Raw genomic sequence first — 24,815 nt, 5'->3', positions numbered from 1 at the left:
TTAGCCCTTTTTAGCCTATTTTGGCCTTTAAAAGCTCATTGACCTTGCCTGGATTAAAGGCACCCTTGCCCTCTTTCATCACCTGACCCACAAAGAAGCCAAACATCTTATCTTTGCCATTTTTATACTCTTCGACTTTGTCGGCGTTTGCAGCTAAAATTTGATCTATGATCGCGATGATCGCTGAGTCGTCACTCACTTGTTTCAAACCAAGCTTTTCAATGACGCTATCAACGTCTGCGTCATTTTCCATTAGATAGTCTAGCACCTCTTTTGCAGCCTTGCCGCTTATCGTGCCATCTTCTATGCGTTTTAGTAAATTTATCATCTTAGCGCTGCTAACTGGGCTTGTCTCGATCGTTACGCCGTTATTTAAGCGGCCAAGAAGCTCAACTATGAGCCACGTAGTAGCAAGCTTTGGCTGAATTCCAGCAGCGATCAGCTCCTCAAAATATCTAGCCATCTCAACGCTTTGAGTTAAATTTAGCGCATCGCTCTCTTTTACGCCTAGCTCACTAACGTATCTTGCGACCTTTTGCTCGGCAAGCTCTGGAATTTTTATAGCTTCATTATACATCTCTTCTGGCACTTCAACAGGGAGCAAGTCAGGGTCAGGAAAGTACCTATACTCCGCGCTATCCTCTTTGCCACGCATCGATCTTGTCACTAAATTTGTCGTGTCAAACAGCCTTGTCTCTTGATAGACCTCTTCGTCATATTTGCCATCTTCCCAAGCTGCACTTTGGCGCTCTACTTCGTAGTCGATCGCTTTTTGGATAAATTTAAATGAGTTTAGGTTTTTTATCTCAACCCTTGTATAAAGCTTGGTGTCGCCTTTTGGACGGATAGAGACGTTTGCGTCGCAGCGGAAGCTACCTTCTTGCATATTTGCGTCGCTTATGTTTAAAAAGCGAAGGATCGAGTGCAGTTTTTTAAGATAAGCCACCGCCTCGTCGCTACTTCTAAGGTCTGGCTCGCTAACTATCTCAAGAAGTGGCGTACCGGCTCTGTTTAGATCAACCAAACTCTCGTTTTCTTCGTGGATGTTCTTGCCAGCGTCCTCTTCAAGGTGCGCTCTAGTTACGCCGATGCGTTTTTTAGTGCCGTTTACGTCTATGATGAGCTCACCGCCTTCTACGATAGGTATCTCAAACTGTGAAATTTGATATGCCTTTGGAAGGTCTGGGTAGAAGTAGTTTTTTCTATTAAAGACTGATTTTTTATTTATCTTAGCGTTTATCGCTGTGCCAAAGCTGATCGCCTTTTTGACCGCCTCTTTGTTTAGCACAGGTAGCGCCCCAGGCAGAGCTAGGCAGGTCGGACAAACGTGGGTATTTGCCTCGTCGCCAAAGCTAGTCGAGCAAGAGCAGAAAATTTTAGTTTTTGTATTAAGCTGAGTGTGAACTTCTAAACCGATAACGACTTCAAACATATTTTTACCTTTAAATTTATGCAAATTTTTAGTGCGTATTTTAGCGATACTTTCTTTTAAAATATCTAAAGAGGAGCTTTTAAGGAAATTTAAAAACACTAACAATTCGTAACATTAATGATAAAAATTTAAATTACAAATTAAATATTTTTCGTAAGAAAAAAATAATATAGCTATAATAAAAAAAGACAAAATTTTATGAAAGGAGCTTGTATGAGCGACAAAGAGAATGTTGTTTTAGAAGATGGCGAACGTATGCTATCTCCGGTTCCGATGTCCGAGCGACGCCCGACATTTAACCAGATAATGGTCTGGGTAGGTTTTGGCTACGTCGTTACTGGACTTTTCATAGGTGGCGTTCTGGCCGGTTTTGGCGGAAAGCCTGGCGTCTCACCTCAAACCGCCATTTGGGCGATCATTTTAGGTATGGGCTCGCTAAGTATCATCACTGCGTTACTTGGCATAATGGCCCAAAAAACTGGTATGAGCCTAGCTCTAGTCTCTAGGTACTCTTACGGCATGAAAGGTGCAAATTTGCCAATGATCATCATGGCACTGCTAACACTTGGCTGGTTTGCCAGCATCACTGGCATGGTCGGTCAAATTTGGGGTTCATTTATAGGCAATCCAAGTGGCGTCATCGTCTTTGACCCAGCAAATTTTGGTTACAAAGATATCGCTCCAATCACGCTTGAGGTCTTTCTTGCTTGCTTTATCTTTGGCATCATCTTTACCATCACAGCATACGTAGGTATCAAAGCTATCGAGGCTATCGCGATCCCTATAAGCCCTGTTATCTTGATCATCGCAGTCTATGTTGGCTACGAGATGTTGGCAGAAGGTGGCGGAGCTGAGGCCTTTTTAGAAAAGACCAAAAATATACAAGGTCTTGGACTTGGAAATGCCATCACTGCTGTCGTTGGTAGCTGGATAGCAGGAGCTGTTATGGGCGTTGATCTATTTAGATTTAACAAATCAGTAAAAGCTGTCATTGCAGGTGTCGTGGCTTGTTTTATACTAACAAACCCTCTTTTAAACATAGTTGGCTACATCGGCGCAGTAAGCGTTGGTCAGTTTAACTACGTAGAGTGGATGCTAACAAAGTCAGCCCTTTTAGCTATCATCGGTGTCATCGCTTGGACAGCATCGCTTTGGACTACAAATAATGCCGAGCTATACTGCAACTCGCTATATACCGGTCCGGTACTTTCAAGCATAAATTTAAACATAAATAGAAAAAAACTAGTGTTAATCGCTGGCGTAGTAGGCACTGTGCTTGGTTCATTTGCCTTTTATCAAATGTTTTTTGCGTCATTTATCACGATACTTGGCACATTTGCTCCGCCTCTTGCTGGTCCGTTAATAGCTGATTATTACATCATCAAAAAAGGAAAATACGACATCGCTAAATTTAACAGCGAACCAGACTATCACATGGCTGGCGTTATTTCATTTGTTATAGGTGCTTTGCTTGGATTTATCTTCCAGTACTATTTGCCGCTTCCATTTGACCTACCATCAGGTCTTGTAGCGTTAGTTATTACGATTATTATCTATCCGATATTTTATAAATTTTTTAACAAGGAGATGAGATGAAAAAGGTAGTTTTGAACGAATTTAGCGCAAGAGAGCTAAAGCAAAAATTTGAGGCGCACGAGATAGATAGCGCTATCACAACCTTTGGTAGCTGCGAGAGCCACGGCTGGCACCTGCCACTTGGGCCTGATCTTTTTGTGCCTGAAGAGATCGCAAAAAGAGCAGCTCTAAGACTTGGAAAGACTATCGTTGTTCCAGGCGTGCCTTTTGGTACATCTATCCACTACAACCAATTTCCTATGTCAGTCACTCTTAGATTTGAAACCACGATAGCGATCGCTGAAGACATTTTTGAGAGCCTTATAAATAACGGCATAAAACATATCATCATCCTAAATGGCCACGACGGCAACATCCCTGCCCTTGAGATCGCTGCTAGAAAGGTAAAAGATAGACACAAAGACGCTGTTTTGGTCTTTATACCTGCTTGGTGGAATATCACAGGAGCTAGACTAAAAGGTACGTTTGATGTTTGGGACGGACTTGGTCACGGCGGAGAGGGCGAGACTTCTATAACTATGGCGGTTAAGCCTGAGCTTGTAAATTTAGAGTACGCAAAGTCACAAGTGCCTCATGACGTGATTGGTTTTGGCGAGTTTAGCACCATCATCTGGGATATCAAAGAGGTAACAGAGACAGGTGCTACTGGAGATAGCACAAAAGCTAGCCTAGAAAAAGGTCAAAAGATGCTTGATTGCGTGACTGACTACGTTGTCGAGATCGTTGAAAAGCTTGAAAAAATGGGCTGGAAATACGATCACAGAAAATAAATTTATGTGTGCTAGAGATAGCACACATTTTTACTGCTAAATTCTTCACTAAATTTATAAAACAAAATTTGAGATACAAGCTAAAGTTGATAGATAGTAGAAATTTAAAAAGAGAAAAGCCATATAAAAATATGGCTTTAAATTTTAATGCTCGTGCTCGCTAATAGCGACTGCGCCAGCTAGATAAACGTAAGTTAGCATCATGAAGATAAATGTTTGCAAAACAGCCATAAGCGTTAGAAGTGCAAAGGCTGGAAGTGGAGCAAACCAAGGTGCAAGTGTAAGCATCGCAAGTAAGAACAAGTCATCGCCCTTGATGTTACCAAAAAGACGGAAAGATAGCGAAACTACACGTGAAAGATGTGAGATGACTTCGACTGGAAACATTATCGGAGCTAGAAATTTGTTTGGTCCCATGAAGTGTCCAAAGTATTTGAAAAAGCCATTTTCTCTAATTCCCTCAAAGTTGTAGTAAATAAATACAACCAAAGCCAAAACTAGAGTTAAATTTAAGCTTGAGCTTGGTGACTCAAAGCCAGGGATGATGCCGATGACGTTTGAGAAAAATACAATAAAACCGATAGTTGCAACAAGCGGAAGGTATTTTCTAGCTAGCTTTTCGCTACCTAAAGTATCCTTGCCCATAGAGATAACGCCCTCTAAATAAGCCTCAACTATGTTTTGAAGGCCTCTTGGTACAAGTTGCATTTTACTCCTTGCGATATAAGCAACGATGAGGATGATCAAAGCTACAAGGCAAAAGTGAAACGCATAGACAAAGGCATGTGAATGGTTTAGCAAATTTGAGAATAGAAACAAATCTTTCATTGATTTACCTTAGATTTAGAATTTTGCGTGATTGTAACAAAATTATTGTTAAAACATTTTTAATTTTAAGCTTTGAAATAGTCAAAAAGTAGTTTGCAAATGGTCGCTGCGACAACTATCAAAAACATCGTTCTAATAAATTTGACCTCTTTTTTGATGACTAAATTTGAGCCAAAATAAGCTCCTAAAATTTGCCCCACAGCCATCAAAAAGCCAACCAGCCAAAGTATCTGCCCGCCTGCTATAAAAACGCCAAGTGCTACGATGTTGCTGGTGAAATTTAAAGCCTTTGTGTGAGCGACCGCCTTTTTTAAATTTAGCCCAATTAAAGCCACCATCGCAAACATCCAAAACGAGCCTGCCCCTGGACCAAAAAAGCCGTCATAAAAGCCAAGTATTAGTCCAAAAACGACGTAAAATAGTCCCTCATTCATCTTTGCAGCCCTGTCGCTCTCGCCTATCTTTGGCATAAAAAGTGTGTAGATAAAAATGGCGATTAGCAAAAATGGGATGATTATTTTTAAGAAATTTGCATTTAAAAATAAGATGAGCGTCGCTCCGATGACAGCTCCTATGAATGTAAAAACTATGCCAACAAAGCACTCTTTGTAATTAATCAGCCCTTTTTTGGTGAAATTTAGCGTTGCCGTGAAGCTGCCAAATACGCCTTGAAGCTTGTTTGTGCCAAGGGCAAGATGAGGTGGCACGCCCATAGCCATGATGGCTGGCAAAGTGATCAGTCCGCCGCCTCCTGCGATCGCGTCGATAAAACCACCCAAAAACGCGGCGACAAAAAAGACAGTGTAGCTAAGTAGGTCAAATTCCATTTTTGTTCTTTGTAAATTTAAGTTAAAAAGCGGATTGTAGTTTAAAATTTTGAAATTTCATCTTAGAAACGGGGGTTAAATTTGAGCGCGAAATTTAAAAAGCCTTTAAACATTAAATTTAAAGGCTTTTTGTGAGGCTTTATTACTTAATAACGCCGCAAAGCATTCTAGCGCCGCCACCGCCAAGTGCTTTTGGCTGGTCGCTGTGGTTATCGCCACCAACGTGAACCATTAGTGAGTGACCTTTTAGCTCGTCAAGGTTTTTTATCTTTGGAGCTAGCACTGGGTAGTTTGCATTGCCCTCAGCGTCTACGTAAAGCGCAGGTAGATCGCCTTTGTGGCCATTGTCGTCCCATGCAAATGAGTGCATTTTTGTTTCAGCTGGATCCCAGTGACCACCTGCTTTCATACCAAGACCTTTTTCAGTCGCGCCACAGTCAGCATTTTGATGAACGTGGAAGCCATGAAGTCCTGCAGGAAGACCTTTTAAATTTGGAAAAAACGCAACGCCGTAGTTTGTCTTAACAGCTACTACTTCGCCAACGCTCTTATCGCCTTTTTCGCTTAGTTCGCTAACTGGGATCACAAGATGCTCGCCAGCCTTTGGATCAAAGTGATGACCCTCGTGAGCAAAAAGTAGTGTTCCTAGAACAGCACTTAGTAAAACGATTTTTTTCATACAAGCTCCTTATGGATAAAATTGTATGGCAAGTCTATCCTAAATTTAAAAATTTAGCAATAATTTTTATTTTTTGAGATTTTTTACGATAGTTTCTAGCTCTTTGCTCTGCCCTATCCTGTAAAGCGCAAAGTCGTATTTTATCGGGTCAAGCTCGTCAAATTCTCTAAGTTTTTTTGTAAGCTCCATCACCGCTTTGAAGTCGTAGCTCTTTCTATTTATAAGCCCTAAATTTAATGAAACCCTATGCGTATGCACGTCAAGTGGCATCAAAAGTCTATCTTTTGGCAGATTTTTAAATAGTCCAAGGTCAATGTCGCTATCTCGCACCATCCAGCGAAGATACATGTTGTAGCGTTTATATGGGCTTTGTGGCTCCCTCTCAAAACTCTTACCAAAGAAAAACTCATAGCCATCTGAGCGGTAAGAATTTAGCCCATAAATAAATTTAATAAGCTCATTTACTGCTTCTATCATCTCGCCGTTTTTTGCAAGACCTTGGCGCAAAATTTCTTCTATGTCAGCCTCTTTTTTCAGGCGTGAAAGTGTGATGAAAATTTCTCTCACATCATTTTCATTTTGAAAGCGGTATTTGAAATTTGACAGATTTTTCTTGATATTTTGCTCGCTCTCATCAAGCAGGCTAAATTCAAGCGAATTTAGAAATTTCACTATCATTTTTGCGTTGCCATAGGCAAATAACGCGCAAATGAGTGCTATGTTTGGCTCTTTAAATTTAGTAGCTACTTGAAGTGGGTCCGGGGCGTCAAATAGCCCCGAATTTGTATTTTTACTAAGTACGTGTGCGTCTAAAAGGCTCTTTAGTTCGCTCATTGTTTTAGTGAAAGAAGGGTGTCAAGCATCTGATCAACGGTCGTGATGATCTTTGCAGCTGCACCGTAGCTCGCTTGAAAGCGGATCAAGTTTGTAAGCTCTTCGTTGGTATCTACGCCACTTGTTGATTGAAATTCCTCTTCAGCAGTCCTTTGCAAAGATGTGTTTGTGTCGTGAATAGTGTTGTTTGCCTCGGTATCGCTCGCCATATCGGTTGTAAAATATCGGTAATATCCCTCGATCGTCTCATCTCTATCAAGCGCAGTGCCACTTGAGTAAAATGTCTGCTTTTGATACTGAAGCTGGATCATTTTGTTTGCAACTTCGTTATTACCCACGACTGGCTTTGAGTAGGCACGAAGTTTTGTATGATCTTGGGTGAAATTTTGATTGATACCTATTGTATTTGAGTTTGTGCCAGAAAAAAATCTATTGATACCAACAACGCCTGGGAAATTTGTGCCGTGATCGACTATTGAGATGCTATAAAGCCCTTGGGCTTGCTTTGGTATGAGCGCAAATGTGCCTTGGTGCGTGTTTTTATCATAAAAATAAGACGCTTCAAAAAAGTCATCGACGTCATTTAGCATGTTGTTATCGTTGTTATCGTCTGAATTTGAGTTAAAATCCTGCACAACAGAGTTGCCGTATTTTGTATCATTCATCGTCGTAGTGCCGTTTATCTCGATAGTCTTTTTGGCTACGACGTTGCCCTTGTTGTCATAAACTATAGCTTCAAAGCTACCGTTTCTTATGCTGTTATCGTGGTTCATCAGCGTCTTGTCGTTTTCTAGATAGCTGATCGGATCTGAGTTTGAAATTTCAACTGCAGACTCGGCATAGACATTATTTGTGCTAGTTATTAAAGTTTTTGAAAATGTATTTAGGTTATCGATATATTTTTGGATGATACCATCGCTAAATTTATCATTATCTGGCTCGTAGTTGCGGCCTCTAAGATCAAGTGCAGCGCCTATTTTGCCATTCGTGATCTTCTCCTCCATAGGGATACGTCTGCCATCTTCTCTTTCATAATAAATTTTAGTGTATTGCCCACTCTCGGTTGAGCTCATAGAAATTTCATGAAAATTTACACCATCAACTATGCTCACACCGCCGATATTTAGGTTGTAGTATCTTCCTTGATCGCTTATGCCTGTATCTATCCTTGACTCGCTTTTTAGATCGCTTTTATAAACGGCTGTATTTACCAGCTTTGACATAGCAAGCTCTAGCTCATCGCGCTTGTCACGAAGGTCGTTTGCATTTATCTTGATGCCAGCGTCTGCGCCAGATTCAACTCTTTGAATTTGTTTATTGATGTTTGCTATTTGCTTGCCAAGTGAGTTTATCTCGTTTATATTTATCTTTATAGTCTCATCTATCTGCGTGTGCATATCATAAAGCATCTTAGATGAGCGGTTGATGCTAGCTGTTAAAACGCTAGCTTTGTTTATCAGATTTACCTTTTGAGCGCCCTCATCTGGGTTTGAAGCGAAGTTGTTCCACGCAGCAAAATACTCCTGTATATCTTTTACCATGCCATTATCTTTTAGATCTGGGAAGTATTTTGTCGCCTCTTGTAAAATTCTCTGTTTGTAGCCTGTATTTTCTAAATTTGATGATGAATATTTTAGTCTTGAATAGGCAAACTCATCGTGAAGCCTTGTCACGGTATCTACTTGCGTACCTGTGCCAACTCCACCAGGGACAGTGTTCATCGCTGGAGATGCTGACTGGACTACACGCTGCCTTGTGTAGTAGTTACTATCGGCGTTTGTGATGTTGTTTCCAGTTGTGCTTATTTGCACTTGGGCTGCATTTAGCCCTGAAACGCCTGTGCCTAATGACATAAAGATATTAGCCATTTGTTAAACCCTTGATTTGTAAAAATTATTATCTGTGCCGCTGCCGTCTTGTCCGTATTCATTAGTCTGAGTACCAAAGACTTTTTTGCTAAGTGAGTCGAAAAACTCCTTAACAACAACGACGTGTCTTGCATATTCTTTATTTACTTTATGTAAAATTTCAAGCTTTGAACGCATAAGCACTAGCTTTGACTTCACTTCATCATCTAAAACGCTTGCAAGTGTCGTAGTGCCACTCTCTTTTGAAACCCTTAAAAGCTCTTTATCCAAAGCTCTTTTAGTATCTTCAAAAGCGCGAACGAGAGCATTTTTCTTCTTCACGCTCTCATCAACGCTTGAGTGTTTCGCCTCTTTTATATTGGCGATATCTTGCATCGTTAAATTTATAAGCTCGTCTAGCTCGCCCATGGCCTCGTCCAAAAGCTTCTTTATCATTTAAATTCCTTTAAATTTAGAGCAACGCATCAGCCACAGCTTTTGCTGTTTTAGAGATATCTACCTGATAGGTGCCATTTGCTATTGCATCAGCTATCTCTTTTACTCTTGCGTTTTCGTTTGTTTTTACTTCTTTGTTTTCATTTTCAACTCTAGCATCGCTATTTTTATTTAGCGTATTTGCCTGGTAGTTTGGTCTTTGGTTCAAAGGAGTTATCATATCCATACCTCTTAAAATAAAATGTTTATATCACTACATCGGCAAAATATAAATTTACTTAAGAGTCTCTCTTCAAAAAATCGTATAAAAGTTCTGAAAAACCTAAATTTCCACTCAAAGCTTTACTCATAGCGTCGTTATACATAGACCTGTAAATGTCGCTGCCAGCGGCTTTTGGATAGAGTGAGTTCTTGTCATCTTCTTTTAAAGCGATATCAAGAACAGCTTTTACCATAAATGCTTCAAAAGCATCAGTTTGCTCTTTTAAAAGTGCATCTTGTTTGGCATTTGCATTTTTTATCTTGTTTGCTGAGATGTCATTATATGAATTTAGTGCTAAGGTGTTATCTATTTGCATTATATTATCTCCAGATCGACTTGTATCGCGCCAACTCGTTTTAAATTTTCAAGTATCGAGATGATGTCACTTGGTGTTGCTCCAAGCTTGTTTAGCGCTCTTGTTACGTTTGCAACGGTTGTTTTTTCGCCTGAAATTTTAAGTAAATTTTGACTAGGAGCCACCGAGGTGTCGCTACCTATATTTACATCATTTTGCGCCGCCTCTTCGTAGCTGTTTGGCTCTATCTTTATAGTTATAGCACCATGAGTTATCACGACTGGACTAACTACTGCGTTTATACCGCTAACTATCGTGCCAGTTCTCTCATCAACTACGATCTTTTCATCTGGCTTATACTCGACATCAAGATCAAGCACGGCGCTTGCAAGCTCAATGATACTAACATCATCTGGCTTTTTAACGATAACCGTTCTTGGATCGATCGCCTTTGCAGTGTCGTCTGAGATGTTTGCATTTATAGAGTTTTGGATATCAAGAGCGGTTTTGAAATTTGTATCTTTTAGGCTTAGCTTTATGCTGTCTTGATTGTAGATATCGTAAGTGACCTCGCGCTCCACAAGGGCACCATTAAGGATAGTGCCAACGGTTGGGTGATTGCCACCACTTCTGCCTGCGCTCTTACCACCGATGCTTAGAGGACCTTGAGCCAAAGCGTAGATATCGCCATCAACGCCTTTTAGTGGGGTCATAAGAAGTGTGCCACCTTGCAAGCTTTTTGCGTCGCCGATAGATGAGATCTCTATATCAAGCTTATCGCCATGCCTTGCAAATGCAGGCAACTTGGCTGTCACCATAACAGCAGCTGCGTTTTTAGACTTGATATCATCTGGATTTATCTTGACATTTACGCCTTGGAGCATGTTTGATAGCGACTGGATCGTAAATTTTGACGTTGAGCCATCTCCTGTGCCGTTTAGTCCAACGACTAAACCATAGCCTATTAGCTGGTTGTCCCTTACGCCAACGATGTTTGCAAGCTCTTTTATCTGCGTAGCAAAGGCTGAAGTAGCTATCACTGAAGCTGCTACAAAAGATAAAATTTTTTTCATATTTTTTCCTAAAATTTAGCTATTTTAGGTTTTTAAAGCAAAAGATGTTCCAAATTTTTACTGAAAATAAGAGAGCGAAGTGGCTCCAAATTTTTTAAATTTAACAAGCTTATATGCAGAAATTTCATCGCCAAATTTAAAGTCGCTGTTATGCTCAAAAACTATCATATAAATTTTCTCTTTTTTTAGCTGTGAGATCAAATTTACAAGCTTTTCATAGATATCATCAAAGCCAGCCCTTATGTCAAATGGCGGATCAAGATAGAGCAAAACCTTGCCACTTTGCGAATTTATAAGATCAGGCAAAAGTGCAAAGCTGTCGCCATTTATAGCTTTTAAATTTGGACTTTGCAAGCTTGCAAGATTGCTTTGTGTGATCTTAAAAGCAGCTCTATCTTTTTCGATAGCGATAGCCTCGCGTGCTCCGTTGCTAACAGCCTCGCTTGCCATCACGCCGCTTCCGCCAAAGCCCTCTATAAATGTAAGCGAGTAAATTTCATCTCTAATGACGTTAAAAAAGGACTCTTTTACGATGCTTTTTGTGCTTCTTGTCGTGCTTAGACTTGGCAGCTCAAGCCTTTTACCTTTAAATTTACCACTTGAAATTTTGGTGTAGAGTTTCACTGATTTGCCCTTAAAATTTCAAGCAGATCAGCTTTAAATTTATCTATTAAGAGTGATACTTTTTGCTCCAAACTCTTTTCATTTACTATCTGATCTGGCTCTTTTGCCTTTGAAATTTGCGTGGCTGAGTAAAACTCCTCAAGCGTATCAAGAAGAGTGGCTCTCGTAAAAGGATGAGAAAGATGAGCGTTCTTACCTATTATAAATAGCGGTTTTTTTGTGACGATCTCGCGGTCACTTACTACAAAATCACAATCCTTATGATGAGCGGCTAAATTTCCACAAAAAAGTAGCAAGGTCTTTTGCAGCAAAATGCAGTCGCATTCAAATGAAATTTTCATATCCCGTCCTATAAATTTTGCTCGATTTTAACCTAAATAATCAAAAATTTATATAAATACTAAAGGAATTTAAAATTTTACCGATGTAGGAGCTAGCGTAAGTTTTAAGGAGTAAAACTATGGAAATTTTCAAAGCAGCGGCAAATCAAACACTTGATGCAAACATGAGCACGTCGGCTCAGCGTCAGATAGACAGCAGACCTATCGAGCACTCTGATGTCAAAGTAAATGCCGATAAAAACGGCAAATCAAAGGATGTTAACGAGCTTGACGGACTTAGCAACGAGGATCTTGCTAGAAAGACAAGAGAGGTCACTGATAGGCTAAACTATCAGATGCAGCAGCTCGATACTAATGTAAGATTTGCTTACAACGAGAAGTTAAATTTAATGGTAGTGCAAGTAAAAGACGCCAAAACAGGCGAAGAGATAACACAGCTTCCGAGCAAAGAAGCTATAAAAATCAGCGAGTATTTCAAAGAAAGTATCGGAATACTTTTTGACAAGGAGAGTTAAAAATGGCAGTAGGTAACGTAACAAATTTAGGCATCGGTACAAAAAATAGCGGCCTAAACGATGAGCTTATCAAGAAACTAAAAGAGGCTGATGAAGCTGGACAGATCAAACCACTTACAACAAGACTAGAGAAAAATGAGCTTAAGCAAAAGGACCTTGCGGCTCTAAAAACTCTTGTTAGCAACGTAAATGTTAGTGGTAAAACACTTGGCGGCGAGGCACTTTATCTAAAAAGAAATACAAATAACGCTGGCAAAAGCGTCACTGCTTCTGCTGCAAACGGCGTTAGCGTGCAAAGCTTTAGTATCGATGTGCAAAAACTTGCTCAAAAAGATACATTTCAAAGCAAGAATTTTAAAAATTCTTCAAGCATGGTGGGTGCGACAAATACTGGTTCGTTTGACGTTGAGATCGATGGACAAAAATTCTCTATCGGTGTGACAAGATCGACAACATATCAAGATATCGTTGATAAGATAAATGACGTAAGTGGCGGTAAATTGCAAGCTAGAATTTTAAATGTTGGTGGCGATAAACCAAATCAAATAATGCTTCAATCAGGCAGCACTGGCGCTACACAGACTATTAAATTTTCAAACGACACTGCTGGCATTTTAGACAAGCTTGGCTGGGATGATACACAGTTTCAAGATACAGATGAGCACGGCACAGCGCTAACAAATCCTGATGGCACGCCAAAGATGACATCAAATTTGGAGAAAAATAGAATTCTAAAAGCGCAAGATGCAGAATTTACATATAACGGCGTAAATATCAAAAGAAGTAAAAACAGCTTTGATGATCTAAGACCTGGCGTAAATATCACGCTAAATGAGACTGGCAAAACAAACGTAAGCATCTCTCAAAACACCGAAGAGGTAGTAAAAGCGGTTGAAGAGTTTATAAAAGACTACAACCTAATGACAATGAACCTTGAGATCGCTACGAAGTATGATGAAGAAAAAGGTGCTGGTACTTTTCAAGGTGTGAGTGAAATTTCAAGCCTTAGATCAAATATCGGACGTCTAGTCAATGGTCAAGATAGCGAAGGCAAAGCGCTAAGTAAATTTGGCATAGTGCCTGACAAAGATGGTCAGCTTCAGCTTGATCTAAATAAATTTAACGCAGCTCTTAGCAAAGATCCAGAAGAAATTCAGAAATTTTTCATGGGTTCAAGCAAGACTGAGCCGATAAGCTACATGGGTAACTCAACCGTTAGTGCAGGTGCGTTAAATATCCAAGCTGGCGATCTAACGATAAATGGCAAGTCAGTTATATTTTCAACCGCAGCTGGCACAACAGCCGAGGATAACGCTCTAAAACTTCAACAAGCTATCAATGACGCTGGTATCGACGGTGTCACAGCTAGCCTTGATCAAAGCGGCAAGAGGATCATATTAAAAAGAAGCGATGGCGAAAATATCGAGGTAAAAGGCAAGGCTTCTGCACTAGCAACTCTAGGTATGAGCGAAGCCACTGTAAATCCAGTGACTAAAAAAACTGATGGTCTTTTTACAAAGCTAGCTAAGATGCTTGATGGTGCTGTTGGCAAAGAAGGTACGATGATCGCTATGCAAAATCAGCTAAAAGATGAGAGTGAGTCTATCACCAAAAATAAAGAGAGCACTCAAAAGCTTTTAGATGAGAAATATACAACGATGCAAGAGCGCTTCATCAAGTATAACGCTATCATCGCAAGTTTAGAAAATCAGTTTGCTACACTAAAATCAATGATAGATGCTGAGCTAAACAATAAGAACTAAGAGAGAAAAATGAATCAAAGTGCATATAGTGCATACGCACAGTCGAGTTTCGGGGGCATCGAGTCTCCGACTAAATTAATAGAAATGCTTTATGACGGAATTTTGAAATTTATATTTCGCACCAAAAAAGCGATAGAAGCTGGAGATATAGAGAAAAAAGTCTATTATATAAACAGAGCAAACGCTATCTTTGTCGAGCTTTTAAACTCGCTTGATTATTCTCAAGGTGACGTGGCTCACTATCTTAGCGGCCTTTATACAAGACAGATGCAGCTTCTTGCTATGGCAAATATCCAAAATGATATTAACGCGCTAAATGAAGTAACAAATGTCGTAAAGCAGTTATCAGAAGCATGGAGGGAGGTAACATCAGGTGAATAGCTGGATCAATGAATTTAAGCTAGCGTTAATAAACGAAGATACAAGAAAGCTAGCTGCACTATCACAAAGCTTTAGCGAAGATATGTTTAAAAGCTTAGCTTCAGCTCAAGAAGCACAAGCGCTAATAGGCGGTGCGATAGAGCTTTTTAAAACTAAATCTTCACACATCCAAAACGAGCTTACAAAACTACAAAAAGCTCAAAAATACGTAAAAAACTAATCTAATCTCAAACTTTCAAGGCACGGCATATTTGCCGGTTTTGTCTTGAAAATCTTTCAAATTTACCAACTGCTTGCTACTTGAAATTTACTCTAAATTTAAGGGGGGGGGCACGGCGTTAAGCCGAGTTCTGTCTTGAGCGATCATTTATCTACTCTTGCTTTTACAAACAAGCTCTAGCGAAGGGTTTTAATATAAGACCAAAACCATCCCTTCTTACTGCAAGTTGGGTTTATATGGCCACGCAAGTTACCAAGCGTGCCGGTGGGCTCTTACCCCGCCGTTTCACCTTTACCGCCAAGGCGGAAGTTTGCTTTCTGTTACACTATCCCTTAGGTTTCCCTAGCCATCCGTTAGATGGAACTTTGTCTTATCGCAGCTCGGACTTTCCTCTTTTGCAAGATGCAAAAGCGACCGCTTACCGTGCCAGAGCGTGATTATATTTAAAAATATATAAATTTACCCTGCGACCAATTTTTTCATCAAATTTTATAAATTTATCTAAGAAATTTTTTGATTTTTGAGCCTAAATTTTGTCACAACTTGGTATGAAATTAATTTTTTTATTTAATCTTTTTAAAATTTCTCTACAAAAACAAGAGTAAAACGCTCCAAATTTCACTTTTTTGTTATTTCTCTTTGAAGCTTAAACCAATCTAATAAAATAGACGACAAATCAGCAAAATGATACAAATTTAAATTTTAATCCCTCAAAAGCGCAAAATTCTTGCTTTTGCCAAACTATAAATTTTGCTTAAAAAGCTAAATTTAAATAGCAATTTTTTATAAATTTTTACTCCAGTTTCATAAAAGTTATAATTATAAATACAAAGCAAACAAAAATTTAAAATTCGTTATTTTTCCATAAAATTCTATATGTTTTACGAGAAAAAATTTGTATAATAAACCCTTAAAATCTAAACCAAGGAGGATATAGATGAATTTGCGTAGCATCTTAGTCAAGGTCTCAGCGATCATCGCTTTAGTTCTTGCCATTTGTATGGCTTGCTTTGTATTTTTTATATCACATGTCTTAGAGCGTGAGATCAAGGAGGGAGTAGAAACAACTATTCAGCAAAACGTTGCGCTTGCGATGGACACAGTTGAGCTATTTGATGAAGATAACGAAGATAATGCAAAACTATATATGCATGTCTTAAAAGAGGCTTTAGGTAATATAAGAGCCACTAGCCAAACCATAAAAACAGAAAACGACGATGCTGTAGAGCTTATCTCAGATAAAATGGGCGTGCTAAATAACAACCATGAGATATCTGATAAGATCAAAAAGCTAACAAACGGCGGTATCCCAACCATCTTTGCAAAATCAGGCAATGAATTTGCTGCTGTATCTACCTCACTTTTACTAGATGATGGCAGTAGAGCGCTTGGTATGCTAAATAAAACGATCTATCCAAAGATGATGAACAAAGAGACATATGTGGGTGCTTTAAATATTTTTGGTAGAAACTACATGTGTGTTTATGAGCCAGTCGTTCAAAACGGCGAAGTTGTAGCAGTTTTATTTATAGGTTACGACTTTACTGAAGGCCTAGAAGATCTTCAAAAGACAATGGCACAAATGAAGCTAGGCGAGCGTGGCTACTTCTCAATCTTTAATACAAAGACAAATGTCTATGACATCCACCCAAAACTAGCTGGCAAAGCACCAGAAGGTCAGCTAAAAGATATAGTTGATGACATAGTAAAAACTAAAGAAGGTGTCAAACTCATAAATGTTGATGGAGTTGAGAGAGTAGTTGCCTACGAGCCATTTGATAAGCTTAACTGGATCGTGCTTGGCTCAGCTGTTACTGATGACTTTTTAACACCTCAAAAAGTGGTTAGCAAAAACTTCATCATCGCAAGCATTATAGTTACCTTGCTTCTTATCATAGTATCTATCTTCTTGCTTAAAAAGCTAGTTGCAAATCCTATCGATAGACTAGGAGCAAATTTAAATGCTATAACATCTGACTTTACTCTTAAAATCCCGATCTACGGCAAAGACGAGATAGCTAAAATAAGTAATGATATAAATAACTTCATAGAGCGCATAAGAGTGCTTATAAGCGACACTAAAAACCTCTCAAGTGAAAACAGTTCAGTTGCTAACGAGCTAAGCTCTACCTCACTTCAAACAGGCAAACGCGTAGAAGAATCAACCCAGATCGTTGAAGAGACAAATCAAAGATGTAAGTCTATGCAAGAAGCTATGAAAGAGTCACTTTCAATTGCTCAAGCTGGCAAAGATGACCTTCAAAAGGCAAGCACTCATATAAAAACAGCTACTGAGGCTATCAGAGCCCTATCATCTCAGATCATAGACTCTGCTAATGTAGAAAATCAAATGGCTGGCAAGATCGAGCAGCTTAGCCGTGATGCTGAGCAGGTTAAATCAGTCCTTGTTGTTATCAACGACATCGCTGATCAGACAAATTTACTTGCACTTAATGCAGCAATAGAAGCAGCAAGAGCTGGCGAGCATGGACGTGGCTTTGCAGTTGTTGCTGATGAAGTTAGACAGCTAGCTGAGAGAACTCAAAAGTCTCTAACAGAGATAAATGCAACCATCAACGTTATCGTTCAAGCGATCAATGATAGCAGCGAGCAAATGGGCATCAACTCTAAACAAATTCAAGAGCTAACCCATGTGGCAAGTGACGTTGAAAAGACTATAAATGATATGAGCGCAACGATGAATAACGCCATAGCGATGTCTGATAAGACTATGCAAGACTACATCGCAACTGGCAAAAATGTAAATGAGATCATGGATGGCATCTCAGAGATCAATCAAATTTCATCTGAAAATGCTAGAAGCGTCGAAGAGATAGCTTCTGCGGCTGAGCATCTAAATAAGATGACAGATGCGCTAAATACTAAACTAAGTGTCTTTAGAACTTAAGTTTTTACCTCTTAAAATTTAAAATTTAATGTTTTTAGGTCTAGCTTTGGCTAGACCTTTTTAAATTTAAACCAGCTAAATTTAGCTAGCCACACTTTTAAAACTATCTTTAAATTTACACTACTCAAATATATTTTTATGCAAAATTTCTTCTAGCACAACCGTGGCGTATGAGCCCTTTTGAAGTGTGAAATTTAAGCTAAAATGAGCGTTTTCTTCGTTGTATTTGTAGCTTGTATTTTCAAGATACGCCCAGTTAAAGCGCCTTGAGCCAGCGATCTTTGAAGTAAGCAAAAATGCCTCAGCGAAAATTTCATCCTCAAGCTCTTTTGCCAAGCCGTTTGCCTCATAGGCCTTTGCACCGACTATAAGTCCAAGGCTTGTGATATCGCGCTTAGCAAATCTTTGCGCCTCTTGATCTAAATTTTCACACAAAAAGAGCTTGCCAAATGGATAGTGCCCTAAAACCTCTCCTGGCAAAAGCTTAAAAAAGCTCTCCTGCGCCTTCATCGCCTTTAGATCGTTTTTGCTAAAGTTTTTATAAATTTCACCCAGCTCACTTAGGCTAAAGTCACTCACAAACCTTGAAATTTCAACCCTTTTGCTAAGATAGCGGTTAAAAAGATCGCTTTGATAGGCTGAGATCAAAAAGTCATTTAGCTTTACATTTTTGCTCTTTTTGCCATTTATCGTGCCATTTTTAAGTAGCTCCAGCCCAGTTTCAGCATTGTCGCCAAATTTACCAAAGCGCTGATAGCCAAAGTAGTTTGCATAGCCCATTTTATCGATATTAGTAAATGCTTGCTCTAGCTTTTTAGCGCTACTTGGCAGCACCTTTTTTAGGCGGATGAAAAAGCTATTGCCCTTTAGATGTCCGATGCGAAGCTTGTTCTTATGCACGTTTAGGTTTAAAATTTTCATCTTTTCGTGGCTAAAGTTTGCAAGCGCGCTCTCAAATTTACGAGGCATAGAGATAAACTGCGTCGTCATACCCTGCTTGTCCTTTAGCCCAGCATAGCCAAAGTCGCGCATCTTAGCCCCTGTAACCTCGCTTAAGGCGTGCAAAGCGTCGCTTGTCGTCATATCTTTTTTAGAAATTTCAACTATCAAGTGCTCGCCGTCACCGCTAAATTCATAAAGCGGTATCTCGCGCACGACAAAATCATCTGAATTTTTAGAAAAATATGCCTCGATGGGCGCATGAGTTAGCGCATAGAGCGGCTTAAAAGTGGTGGCTTCTTGCATTTTGTCTTAACCTTTTGTGTGAAATTTTGGCAAAAATCGTGATCTTTGTCCTAGTTTTATCGGCGATCCTTTTTATAGCGCTTAAATTTTTAGGGCTAAAGGTAAATAAAACCTCATACTCCTCGCCGCTACTAAGCTCAAATTTGCTTAGCTTTTTTGTAAATTTAGCGCCCTTTTTGCTAGCTTTTAAAAGCTTGCCAAGGTCGGTATTTAGCCCATCTGAGATATCCATGGCGGAGTTTATAAGATGAGCTGCTTTGTAAAAAAATTTATCTCTTAAAACAGGCTTTTTAAAGCGTGAGTTTTTAGAAATTTGAGCCAGTCTTAGAAGCGAGTTTAGCCCCTTTTGGCTGCCTCCAAGCTTGCCAGTAAATGCAACAAGATCGCCAAATTTAGCATTTTTTCTAAGCACTGCCCTGCCCTTTAACTCGCCGATCACGCTGACGCTTATGTTTAAAATGGGGCTACTTATCGTGTCACCGCCGATTATCTTTACGCCAAACTCCTCGCACGCCTTATTTATGCCCCTACTTAGCTCGCTGATCTGGCGCGGTGTGAAGCTCTTTGGCAGACTAAGCCCAAGAAGGGCAAACTTTGGCTTAGCATTCATCACGATCGTATCTGAAAAATTTACGATCATCGCCTTGTAGCCGGTCTCTTCAAGGCTTAGCCAGCCAAGCTTAAAGTGCGAATTTTGCGCAAAAATGTCCTTGCTAAAGACCATTTTGCCAGCAACCGCCGCATCATCGCCGATATATGCGTTACTAAAGCGTTCAATCGTGAAATTTTCTTTATCCATTGAGCTATTATAATGAAACTCCTTTTAAATTTAGGATAAAATAAGCCCAAAAAAAGGATAGAGATGCAAAGAGTTGAGATTTTTAGATTTGACGCGAAAAGAGATGTTTTGGCATATTTTAAGCCCTATTTTTTAGAGATTTCAGACTTTGCAAACTTAAACGAGCTTTTTGCCCACGTAAAGAGCATAGACCCCTACTTTAGCCTATTTGAAGGCTTTGTCAAGGTAAATGACGTCGTAGTTAGCACCAGCCAGCCACTTGCAAATTTAGCTCAAAAATTTGGTAGCGAGCTTTGCATCGCCCCGCTTGATGAAAAAAGAGCTGTTTTAGACCTTGCCATAAATGATGATGACTTTTGGGCGAAATTTGAGCCATTTGCTAGTTTTTGCAAAAGAGCCGACAAAGAGCTATACGCTAGCTTTAAGCCCTATTTTTACGCTGATTTTGTAAAAGACTACGAGCCAAATTTTATAGGAGCTGCCGCGATAATGCTAGCTCATCATCTTTACAAAAATGAGAAAAATGATGAAATTTTAAAGCTAGTTAGCGGTAAAAACGGCGTTTTGATAGCCTGCGAGCTTGATGATTTGCTCTTTGAAGGTAGCGAAATTTATAGCGAGGCGATTAGATTTTTCAAAGAAATTTTAGGCATAAAAGCTGCACCAAAATATGAAAATGAGCTTGAAAAGATAGAAAAACTTAGTAAATTTAAAGAGTTTAAGATAGCCATAAAAGACAGACTGCCAGCAAATTTAAGCGCATATAAGGCAAATTTTATAGAGCTAAACGCCAAAACGCCTTGTGGATATGATCTTTTAAAGGCTGATGAAGAGCTAGCCTGCAAGCTTGCTAGCAAGATAATTTTTGCTGCATTTGATAGTGGGGCTGACTTTTTACTAGCAAGCAACGAGGCGGAATTTTATATCTTTGACACGCTAGCAAAAAAGCTTGAGAAGTCTGCCAACAGAAACTTGCAAGACTTTTATGTCCTAAAAGTGAGCGAGCTAATGGCACTTGAAAATGGCGAGATACCAAGCAGCCTAAAAGAGCATGTTTTAAAGGTTGGTTTGGTAAATTTATAAGCTAAATTTACTAAGTCAAATTTAAAGCATTATGACACTCGTGCGATTTTAAATCTTGTATTTAGGGTTTATAATTTTTCTAAAAACAAAAATAAGCTATTTTAAACGCTTGATTTACCAAAAGCTGGCATAGCATATCTTTTTTTAAAAACGCACCTATAATCTGCTAACTTTATTAAATTGAAAAGTTTTGACGCTTCTAGTTATTTAAATTTAAAAGTTTTTACACTTCTGATCTTTTGAATTTAGATGTTTTTATGCTCACATAACAGATCAAATTTAATTTTCACTTGTCTCTTACTCCAAATTTTATCTCTCACAAGGCAAAATCATATTATTTTACGTATATTTTTACATATTATTTTTAGTCTTTTAAGAAATTTGAAGTGCTAAATTTGAAAATCTGTAGTTACTGATGTAGTTTTCAAGCCAACCAAGCCAACCAAGCCAACCAAGATAAACAGATAAATTTAACTAGAAATTTTCATAAATATGGCAAGAAATTTTATCTAGTATGTAAAAACAACCTTAAGCTAAACCATTTTAAGTGTAAAAACCGATCTATTTTGAATTTAAAAGCAATTTTATCAAGCCAAAATGCTAAATCAAATTTAAAGCTTAATGATCAAGAGCTTTGCCTATAGAACTTGAGCGATCACGCTGGCTTTATGCGCCGATCGAGCCATTTTCAGTGATGAAGACAGCCTAGCAAACAGAGGGCAGCATTTCACACGACTACGACCGACAAGTCGCCACCTGAGTATAAGTACATGGGCTGGGCTACGGAGCGCATTTTCTTGCCGCTTTTGCGCACGAGCGTGCCAAAGCCACTAGGCTACGACCCTACCCAAATATCTCAAATTTATGAAATAGCTCTGGCTCATCTTTTACCACGCCGCGCTTTACAAGATCAGCCACCACTTCGCGCTCGCAGTCAGTTTGCATAGGCCAGCCACGCGTGTAGCCCTCTAGCTCACTCTTGCTCGTCGCATCCACGCAGAAATTTTCGCCATCTATATAGATATCACGCAAGGCATCTATGTTATTTGTCACGCGCCAAAGCAGCATATATGGGTTTTCTAGGTAGTTTTGCATATCCACGACGACTAAAAGCTTGAAAAACTCCCTAAATTCCAAAAGCTTAAAAAATAGCTCTTTTACAGGGCGATCTTTTTCAAATTTCACCACGCAAATAGGCGTTTTACTCTGCTTTTTAAACTGCCTAAGTTCCTTAACATTTGGCGCAACGCTTTGAAATTTAGCCAAAAGCTCGTCATCTCTTAAGACCGCAGGGCTAAATTTACAAAAGTCCTGTGTCGCATCGATGCCTAGCTTACCGCCAAAGCACGAGTTTGGACTGGCGTGATCGAGCTGATCGCACACACCTTGGCTTATCAGCACACTCTCACTGCCAAATCTATCAAGCACAAAGCCAGTAAATTTGTCGTATTCAGCTAGCTCTGGTGCATCGTTACCCACAAAGATCGCATGCTTTACAAAGCTCATCTGCCCAACTCCCCAAAACGCGTGCATAGCCTGCTTTGCGTGAGCTGGATAAAGGGCGTTGATCTTGGCTAGGATAAGGTTGTGAAAGACGCCATTTTCAGGCATGTTGTAGTCTAGTAGCTCTGGCACGCTCGTTCGCAAAAGCGGCAAGAAAATGCGCTCAGTCGCCCAGCCCATATACTTATCCTCAAGCGGCGGCTTGCCAACCACGGTCGCGTGAAATACAGGGTCTTGCTTGCTCGTTATCGCCGTAACCTCCATCACTGGAAACGGCTCAACCGGCGTGTAAAAGCCAGTGTGATCGCCAAATGGCCCCTCAAACTCGCTCTTAGCAGTATCTACAAAGCCCTCTATCACGTAGTCGGCGTCGTGCGGGACGTAAATTTCATTAGTGAGCGACTTTACAAGCTTGGCTGGCTCTTTGCGAATGAAGCCGTAAAGTAGCAGCTCAAAGACGCCCTTTGGCAGTGGCGCCTGACCGCACCAGATATAAAGCGGATCGCCGCCGATCGCCACAGAGACTGGCATCTTACGGCCTGCACGCTTGTACTCATGAAAGAAATTTGCGCCGTCTTTGTGGATCTGCCAGTGCATGCCAAGGCGATTTTTATCATAAATTTGCAGTCTGTACATGCCTAAATTTTGCAGCGCGCCATCAAGACTTTGCGTATAGACCTGCCCCATCGTGATAAAAGCACCTCCGTCATGCGGCCATGTCTTTAGCGCAGGCAGGCTCAAAAGATCGGCCTGCTCGCCCATAAATTTGACCTGCTGGCACTCGCCCTCGCCCTTTAGCCTTTTGGTAAAAATTTTTCTCATGCTAAAAAGATAGGCTAAAAAGTCAAGCTTCTCTTTGAAATTCTCAGGTTTTTTGGGCTTTAAAAGCTTTTCTATCTCAGCCGATATCTCATCAGGCTGCACGCCAAATATCAGCTCAAGCGCCCTTTTTGAGCCGTAGATATTTGTAAGCACTGGGGCAAATTTACGCCCAGTTTTTTTGCAGATAGGATTTGTAAAAAGTAGTGCTTGTGAGCCCGCGCGTTTGACCTCGATATAGCTAGCGTGCGCGATCTCTAGGTCGATATCTACTGGCTCATTGATCACCCTAAGTAGGCCATTATCTTTTAAAAGCTTGATGTAGTCCATATTTTTCCTTATAAATTTATACTTAGTTATCCAAATTTTAATAAAGTTAAATTTAGCAAATTTGGGCTAAATTTGTCGTTTTATTACGATTTTTAATAAATTTTATAGAGATAGATATGCAAAATTTACCAAAAATAGGCGATCACATCTTCGTAGACAGAAGTGTGCTTGGCGTAAAGCTTTACGAGCATCACGGCATCTACGTCGGAGATGATAAGGTCGTGCATTATAACGGCTTGGCGCGTGGGATCGTGCTTGAAAAAAGCTGTTTTGAGGAGATCTTAAGCAACGTCGTGCCGCTAGATAAACGCAACATCGCAAAGGTAGAGATGACTAGCCTCGAGGAGTTTGCTAGCGGCGATACTTGGCAGATAAAAGAGTATGCAAATGCGCCATTTAGCGGTCAGGAGGTGGCTCTTCGAGCTAAAACACGCATAGGCGAGCAAAAATACAACCTACTCATCAACAACTGCGAGCATTTTTGCAGCGAGTGCATATTTGGCGAGCATGTGAGCGAACAGGTGCAAAATGCGAAGCAAAATTCCGCCATTTTTAGCGAGATAGAGCCATATTTGGGGCAGATCATAGGTGAGCTTTTTAGTGCACAGACCAAAGATGAGATCAAAGAAACTTTCGTAAAATCGTTCGCCGCGCTTGCACAATTTACGAAAGATAGCGCGGAGAAAAAAGCTCGCGAGATGATAAAAGAAAACAGCGACAAGGCAAATTTGCAAATAGAGAAATTTATGGACAAAAATGCCAAAATGAACGCTATGTTTAAAAAGATCGGTGCGGACTTAAAAACAAAGATCGCAAAGGATTTTAATATAAAAATTTAGTCCGACTACGGTTTTGACGCTTGGTCAAATTTAAAAGGCGCTTTTAAATCGCGGCTTTATTTCTCGATATCTTATCCGCGTTTTGGCTTGCAGCATTTAGCACGCTAGGTAGCGTCACGTCTCCTGAAACGGCGGCAAATTTTAGAAAATTTCGTCTTTTTATCTCTAAATTTAAACAAATTATTTTGGTACGCTACACTCTAGCAGCTCGCCAAATATCTCTTTGCTATATTTCATAAAGCGCTCATTAAGCTTTACGCCCTCGGTATCTACGCAAATGAGACTATCTTGCACCTCAAAAATGATGCTCTTATCAGTGATCTTTACTCGTTTGCAAGCGTTGTAGCAAATGTCGCCATTACACTCGGCATATAGGCCGTTTATCTCGGCGTTTTCGTCATCGCCCTTTTTTAGTTTGATCGGCCTTTGAAAGATTATGTAGTTTTTGTAGTCATATTTGTCGTCTGCAAGACCGATCATATAGTAGTTGTCTTTGCTATTTTTGGTAGCACTTAGGGCTTTTGCCTTAAATTTTAACTCAAACAC

General features: G+C 39.8%; 25 protein-coding genes and 1 other RNA gene. 9 read left to right on the top strand and 17 right to left on the bottom strand.

All coding sequences use genetic code 11. From position 1 onward, the window contains the following. Positions 1 to 10: 10 nt before the first annotated feature. Positions 11 to 1,432: an Asp-tRNA(Asn)/Glu-tRNA(Gln) amidotransferase subunit GatB gene (gatB, locus tag CYO89_RS10010; RefSeq protein ID WP_035160674.1), complete on the bottom strand. Its 1,422-nt coding sequence runs from the start codon at positions 1,430 to 1,432 to the stop codon at positions 11 to 13. A gap of 213 nt (positions 1,433 to 1,645) precedes the next feature. Here gatB and CYO89_RS10005 point away from each other — a divergent pair, with 213 nt between their 5' ends. After that, positions 1,646 to 3,028 (top strand): purine-cytosine permease family protein, encoded by a 1,383-nt coding sequence (locus tag CYO89_RS10005; RefSeq protein ID WP_103598170.1) that lies wholly within the window; start codon positions 1,646 to 1,648, stop codon positions 3,026 to 3,028. After that, positions 3,025 to 3,798, top strand: coding sequence for a creatininase family protein (locus CYO89_RS10000; protein ID WP_021089789.1), 774 nt, complete (start codon positions 3,025 to 3,027; stop codon positions 3,796 to 3,798). The genes CYO89_RS10005 and CYO89_RS10000 overlap by 4 nt, the downstream gene beginning before the upstream one ends. Before the next feature lie 144 nt (positions 3,799 to 3,942). Here CYO89_RS10000 and CYO89_RS09995 read toward each other — a convergent pair whose 3' ends face one another. The 11 genes from CYO89_RS09995 to CYO89_RS09945 form a co-directional block, all read right to left on the bottom strand. Then, positions 3,943 to 4,626 carry a F0F1 ATP synthase subunit A gene (locus CYO89_RS09995; RefSeq protein WP_002942300.1) on the bottom strand — a complete coding sequence of 228 codons (684 nt, stop codon included), beginning with the start codon at positions 4,624 to 4,626 and terminating at the stop codon, positions 3,943 to 3,945. Positions 4,627 to 4,691: 65 nt separating this feature from the next. After that, positions 4,692 to 5,453 carry a TSUP family transporter gene (locus tag CYO89_RS09990; protein WP_103598169.1) on the bottom strand — a complete coding sequence of 254 codons (762 nt, stop codon included), beginning with the start codon at positions 5,451 to 5,453 and terminating at the stop codon, positions 4,692 to 4,694. A gap of 142 nt (positions 5,454 to 5,595) precedes the next feature. Next, entirely contained in the window at positions 5,596 to 6,132 is a 537-nt protein-coding gene (locus CYO89_RS09985) for a superoxide dismutase family protein (protein WP_103598168.1), read from the bottom strand. 66 nt (positions 6,133 to 6,198) lie between these two features. After that, on the bottom strand, positions 6,199 to 6,966 hold the full coding sequence (locus tag CYO89_RS09980) for a TIGR02757 family protein (protein ID WP_103598167.1): 768 nt from the start codon (positions 6,964 to 6,966) through the stop codon (positions 6,199 to 6,201). Further along, the gene (gene flgK / locus CYO89_RS09975) at positions 6,963 to 8,834 is read right to left on the bottom strand and encodes a flagellar hook-associated protein FlgK (protein WP_012001658.1); all 1,872 of its coding nucleotides are present in this window, start codon (positions 8,832 to 8,834) and stop codon (positions 6,963 to 6,965) included. Before flgK ends, CYO89_RS09980 begins: the two co-directional genes overlap by 4 nt. A 3-nt stretch (positions 8,835 to 8,837) precedes the next feature. After that, on the bottom strand, positions 8,838 to 9,269 hold the full coding sequence (gene flgN, locus CYO89_RS09970) for a flagellar export chaperone FlgN (protein WP_103598166.1): 432 nt from the start codon (positions 9,267 to 9,269) through the stop codon (positions 8,838 to 8,840). A gap of 16 nt (positions 9,270 to 9,285) precedes the next feature. Continuing rightward, positions 9,286 to 9,489 (bottom strand): flagellar biosynthesis anti-sigma factor FlgM, encoded by a 204-nt coding sequence (locus tag CYO89_RS09965; RefSeq protein ID WP_035142326.1) that lies wholly within the window; start codon positions 9,487 to 9,489, stop codon positions 9,286 to 9,288. 58 nt (positions 9,490 to 9,547) lie between these two features. Beyond that, positions 9,548 to 9,847 carry a rod-binding protein gene (locus tag CYO89_RS09960; protein ID WP_002942304.1) on the bottom strand — a complete coding sequence of 100 codons (300 nt, stop codon included), beginning with the start codon at positions 9,845 to 9,847 and terminating at the stop codon, positions 9,548 to 9,550. Then, positions 9,847 to 10,899, bottom strand: a complete 1,053-nt coding sequence (locus tag CYO89_RS09955; protein WP_103598165.1) for a flagellar basal body P-ring protein FlgI — start codon at positions 10,897 to 10,899, stop codon at positions 9,847 to 9,849. Before CYO89_RS09955 ends, CYO89_RS09960 begins: the two co-directional genes overlap by 1 nt. Positions 10,900 to 10,956: 57 nt before the next feature. Next, on the bottom strand, positions 10,957 to 11,523 hold the full coding sequence (gene rsmD, locus CYO89_RS09950; RefSeq protein WP_103598164.1) for a 16S rRNA (guanine(966)-N(2))-methyltransferase RsmD: 567 nt from the start codon (positions 11,521 to 11,523) through the stop codon (positions 10,957 to 10,959). Next, complete coding sequence (locus tag CYO89_RS09945) at positions 11,520 to 11,864, bottom strand: hypothetical protein (protein ID WP_012001654.1); 345 nt, start codon at positions 11,862 to 11,864, stop codon at positions 11,520 to 11,522. The genes rsmD and CYO89_RS09945 overlap by 4 nt, the downstream gene beginning before the upstream one ends. 119 nt (positions 11,865 to 11,983) lie before the next feature. On the opposite strand from CYO89_RS09945, the gene CYO89_RS09940 reads away from it, so the two are divergent. The 4 genes from CYO89_RS09940 to CYO89_RS09925 are packed head-to-tail and all read left to right on the top strand — an operon-like array spanning position 11,984 to position 14,743. Beyond that, positions 11,984 to 12,379, top strand: coding sequence for a FlaG family protein (locus CYO89_RS09940; RefSeq protein ID WP_103598163.1), 396 nt, complete (start codon positions 11,984 to 11,986; stop codon positions 12,377 to 12,379). 2 nt (positions 12,380 to 12,381) lie between these two features. After that, complete coding sequence (fliD, locus tag CYO89_RS09935; protein ID WP_103598162.1) at positions 12,382 to 14,142, top strand: flagellar filament capping protein FliD; 1,761 nt, start codon at positions 12,382 to 12,384, stop codon at positions 14,140 to 14,142. Between the two features lie 9 nt (positions 14,143 to 14,151). Next, positions 14,152 to 14,523 carry a flagellar export chaperone FliS gene (gene fliS / locus CYO89_RS09930; RefSeq protein WP_009293744.1) on the top strand — a complete coding sequence of 124 codons (372 nt, stop codon included), beginning with the start codon at positions 14,152 to 14,154 and terminating at the stop codon, positions 14,521 to 14,523. Further along, positions 14,516 to 14,743 carry a hypothetical protein gene (locus CYO89_RS09925; protein WP_021085119.1) on the top strand — a complete coding sequence of 76 codons (228 nt, stop codon included), beginning with the start codon at positions 14,516 to 14,518 and terminating at the stop codon, positions 14,741 to 14,743. Before fliS ends, CYO89_RS09925 begins: the two co-directional genes overlap by 8 nt. Before the next feature lie 103 nt (positions 14,744 to 14,846). On the opposite strand, the gene rnpB is transcribed toward CYO89_RS09925, so the two are convergent. After that, positions 14,847 to 15,173: RNase P RNA component class A (gene rnpB, locus CYO89_RS09920), an RNA gene on the bottom strand. Between the two features lie 507 nt (positions 15,174 to 15,680). Between rnpB and CYO89_RS09915 the strand changes: the two genes are divergently transcribed. After that, complete coding sequence (locus CYO89_RS09915) at positions 15,681 to 17,651, top strand: methyl-accepting chemotaxis protein (RefSeq protein WP_103598161.1); 1,971 nt, start codon at positions 15,681 to 15,683, stop codon at positions 17,649 to 17,651. Between the two features lie 120 nt (positions 17,652 to 17,771). Here the strand turns inward: CYO89_RS09915 and truD are convergent, their stop codons facing one another. After that, a complete protein-coding gene (gene truD, locus CYO89_RS09910; RefSeq protein WP_103598160.1) occupies positions 17,772 to 18,896 on the bottom strand; it encodes a tRNA pseudouridine(13) synthase TruD in 1,125 nt (374 codons plus the stop codon). Continuing rightward, positions 18,874 to 19,695 carry a thiamine-phosphate kinase gene (locus CYO89_RS09905; protein WP_103598159.1) on the bottom strand — a complete coding sequence of 274 codons (822 nt, stop codon included), beginning with the start codon at positions 19,693 to 19,695 and terminating at the stop codon, positions 18,874 to 18,876. Before CYO89_RS09905 ends, truD begins: the two co-directional genes overlap by 23 nt. 63 nt (positions 19,696 to 19,758) lie before the next feature. Between CYO89_RS09905 and CYO89_RS09900 the strand changes: the two genes are divergently transcribed. Then, the gene (locus CYO89_RS09900) at positions 19,759 to 20,778 is read left to right on the top strand and encodes a hypothetical protein (RefSeq protein WP_103598158.1); all 1,020 of its coding nucleotides are present in this window, start codon (positions 19,759 to 19,761) and stop codon (positions 20,776 to 20,778) included. Between the two features lie 843 nt (positions 20,779 to 21,621). Here the strand turns inward: CYO89_RS09900 and CYO89_RS09895 are convergent. Next, the gene (locus CYO89_RS09895; protein ID WP_103598157.1) at positions 21,622 to 23,430 is read right to left on the bottom strand and encodes a menaquinone biosynthesis decarboxylase; all 1,809 of its coding nucleotides are present in this window, start codon (positions 23,428 to 23,430) and stop codon (positions 21,622 to 21,624) included. A 116-nt stretch (positions 23,431 to 23,546) separates the two neighbouring features. On the opposite strand from CYO89_RS09895, the gene CYO89_RS09890 reads away from it, so the two are divergent. Next, on the top strand, positions 23,547 to 24,269 hold the full coding sequence (locus CYO89_RS09890) for a lecithin retinol acyltransferase family protein (protein WP_103569814.1): 723 nt from the start codon (positions 23,547 to 23,549) through the stop codon (positions 24,267 to 24,269). 180 nt (positions 24,270 to 24,449) lie between these two features. On the opposite strand, the gene CYO89_RS09885 is transcribed toward CYO89_RS09890, so the two are convergent. Beyond that, positions 24,450 to 24,815: an Imm10 family immunity protein gene (locus CYO89_RS09885; RefSeq protein WP_103569813.1), complete on the bottom strand. Its 366-nt coding sequence runs from the start codon at positions 24,813 to 24,815 to the stop codon at positions 24,450 to 24,452.

The sequence above is a fragment of the Campylobacter concisus genome, from assembly GCF_002913765.1.
In the GTDB taxonomy this organism is placed as follows: domain Bacteria; phylum Campylobacterota; class Campylobacteria; order Campylobacterales; family Campylobacteraceae; genus Campylobacter_A; species Campylobacter_A concisus_BB.
This window is presented reverse-complemented; position numbering and strand designations above follow the sequence as displayed.

Bases quoted from the DNA above. Each gene is read 5' to 3' on its own strand.
- gatB (WP_035160674.1), bottom strand. From the start codon at position 1,432: ATGTTTGAAGTCGTTATCGGTTTAGAAGTTCACACTCAGCTTAATACA.
- CYO89_RS10005 (WP_103598170.1), top strand. From the start codon at position 1,646: ATGAGCGACAAAGAGAATGTTGTTTTAGAAGATGGCGAACGTATGCTA.
- CYO89_RS10000 (WP_021089789.1), top strand. From the start codon at position 3,025: ATGAAAAAGGTAGTTTTGAACGAATTTAGCGCAAGAGAGCTAAAGCAA.
- CYO89_RS09995 (WP_002942300.1), bottom strand. From the start codon at position 4,626: ATGAAAGATTTGTTTCTATTCTCAAATTTGCTAAACCATTCACATGCC.
- CYO89_RS09990 (WP_103598169.1), bottom strand. From the start codon at position 5,453: ATGGAATTTGACCTACTTAGCTACACTGTCTTTTTTGTCGCCGCGTTT.
- CYO89_RS09985 (WP_103598168.1), bottom strand. From the start codon at position 6,132: ATGAAAAAAATCGTTTTACTAAGTGCTGTTCTAGGAACACTACTTTTT.
- CYO89_RS09980 (WP_103598167.1), bottom strand. From the start codon at position 6,966: ATGAGCGAACTAAAGAGCCTTTTAGACGCACACGTACTTAGTAAAAAT.
- flgK (WP_012001658.1), bottom strand. From the start codon at position 8,834: ATGGCTAATATCTTTATGTCATTAGGCACAGGCGTTTCAGGGCTAAAT.
- flgN (WP_103598166.1), bottom strand. From the start codon at position 9,269: ATGATAAAGAAGCTTTTGGACGAGGCCATGGGCGAGCTAGACGAGCTT.
- CYO89_RS09965 (WP_035142326.1), bottom strand. From the start codon at position 9,489: ATGATAACTCCTTTGAACCAAAGACCAAACTACCAGGCAAATACGCTA.
- CYO89_RS09960 (WP_002942304.1), bottom strand. From the start codon at position 9,847: ATGCAAATAGATAACACCTTAGCACTAAATTCATATAATGACATCTCA.
- CYO89_RS09955 (WP_103598165.1), bottom strand. From the start codon at position 10,899: ATGAAAAAAATTTTATCTTTTGTAGCAGCTTCAGTGATAGCTACTTCA.
- CYO89_RS09945 (WP_012001654.1), bottom strand. From the start codon at position 11,864: ATGAAAATTTCATTTGAATGCGACTGCATTTTGCTGCAAAAGACCTTG.
- CYO89_RS09940 (WP_103598163.1), top strand. From the start codon at position 11,984: ATGGAAATTTTCAAAGCAGCGGCAAATCAAACACTTGATGCAAACATG.
- fliD (WP_103598162.1), top strand. From the start codon at position 12,382: ATGGCAGTAGGTAACGTAACAAATTTAGGCATCGGTACAAAAAATAGC.
- fliS (WP_009293744.1), top strand. From the start codon at position 14,152: ATGAATCAAAGTGCATATAGTGCATACGCACAGTCGAGTTTCGGGGGC.
- CYO89_RS09915 (WP_103598161.1), top strand. From the start codon at position 15,681: ATGAATTTGCGTAGCATCTTAGTCAAGGTCTCAGCGATCATCGCTTTA.
- truD (WP_103598160.1), bottom strand. From the start codon at position 18,896: ATGCAAGAAGCCACCACTTTTAAGCCGCTCTATGCGCTAACTCATGCG.
- CYO89_RS09905 (WP_103598159.1), bottom strand. From the start codon at position 19,695: ATGGATAAAGAAAATTTCACGATTGAACGCTTTAGTAACGCATATATC.
- CYO89_RS09900 (WP_103598158.1), top strand. From the start codon at position 19,759: ATGCAAAGAGTTGAGATTTTTAGATTTGACGCGAAAAGAGATGTTTTG.
- CYO89_RS09895 (WP_103598157.1), bottom strand. From the start codon at position 23,430: ATGGACTACATCAAGCTTTTAAAAGATAATGGCCTACTTAGGGTGATC.
- CYO89_RS09890 (WP_103569814.1), top strand. From the start codon at position 23,547: ATGCAAAATTTACCAAAAATAGGCGATCACATCTTCGTAGACAGAAGT.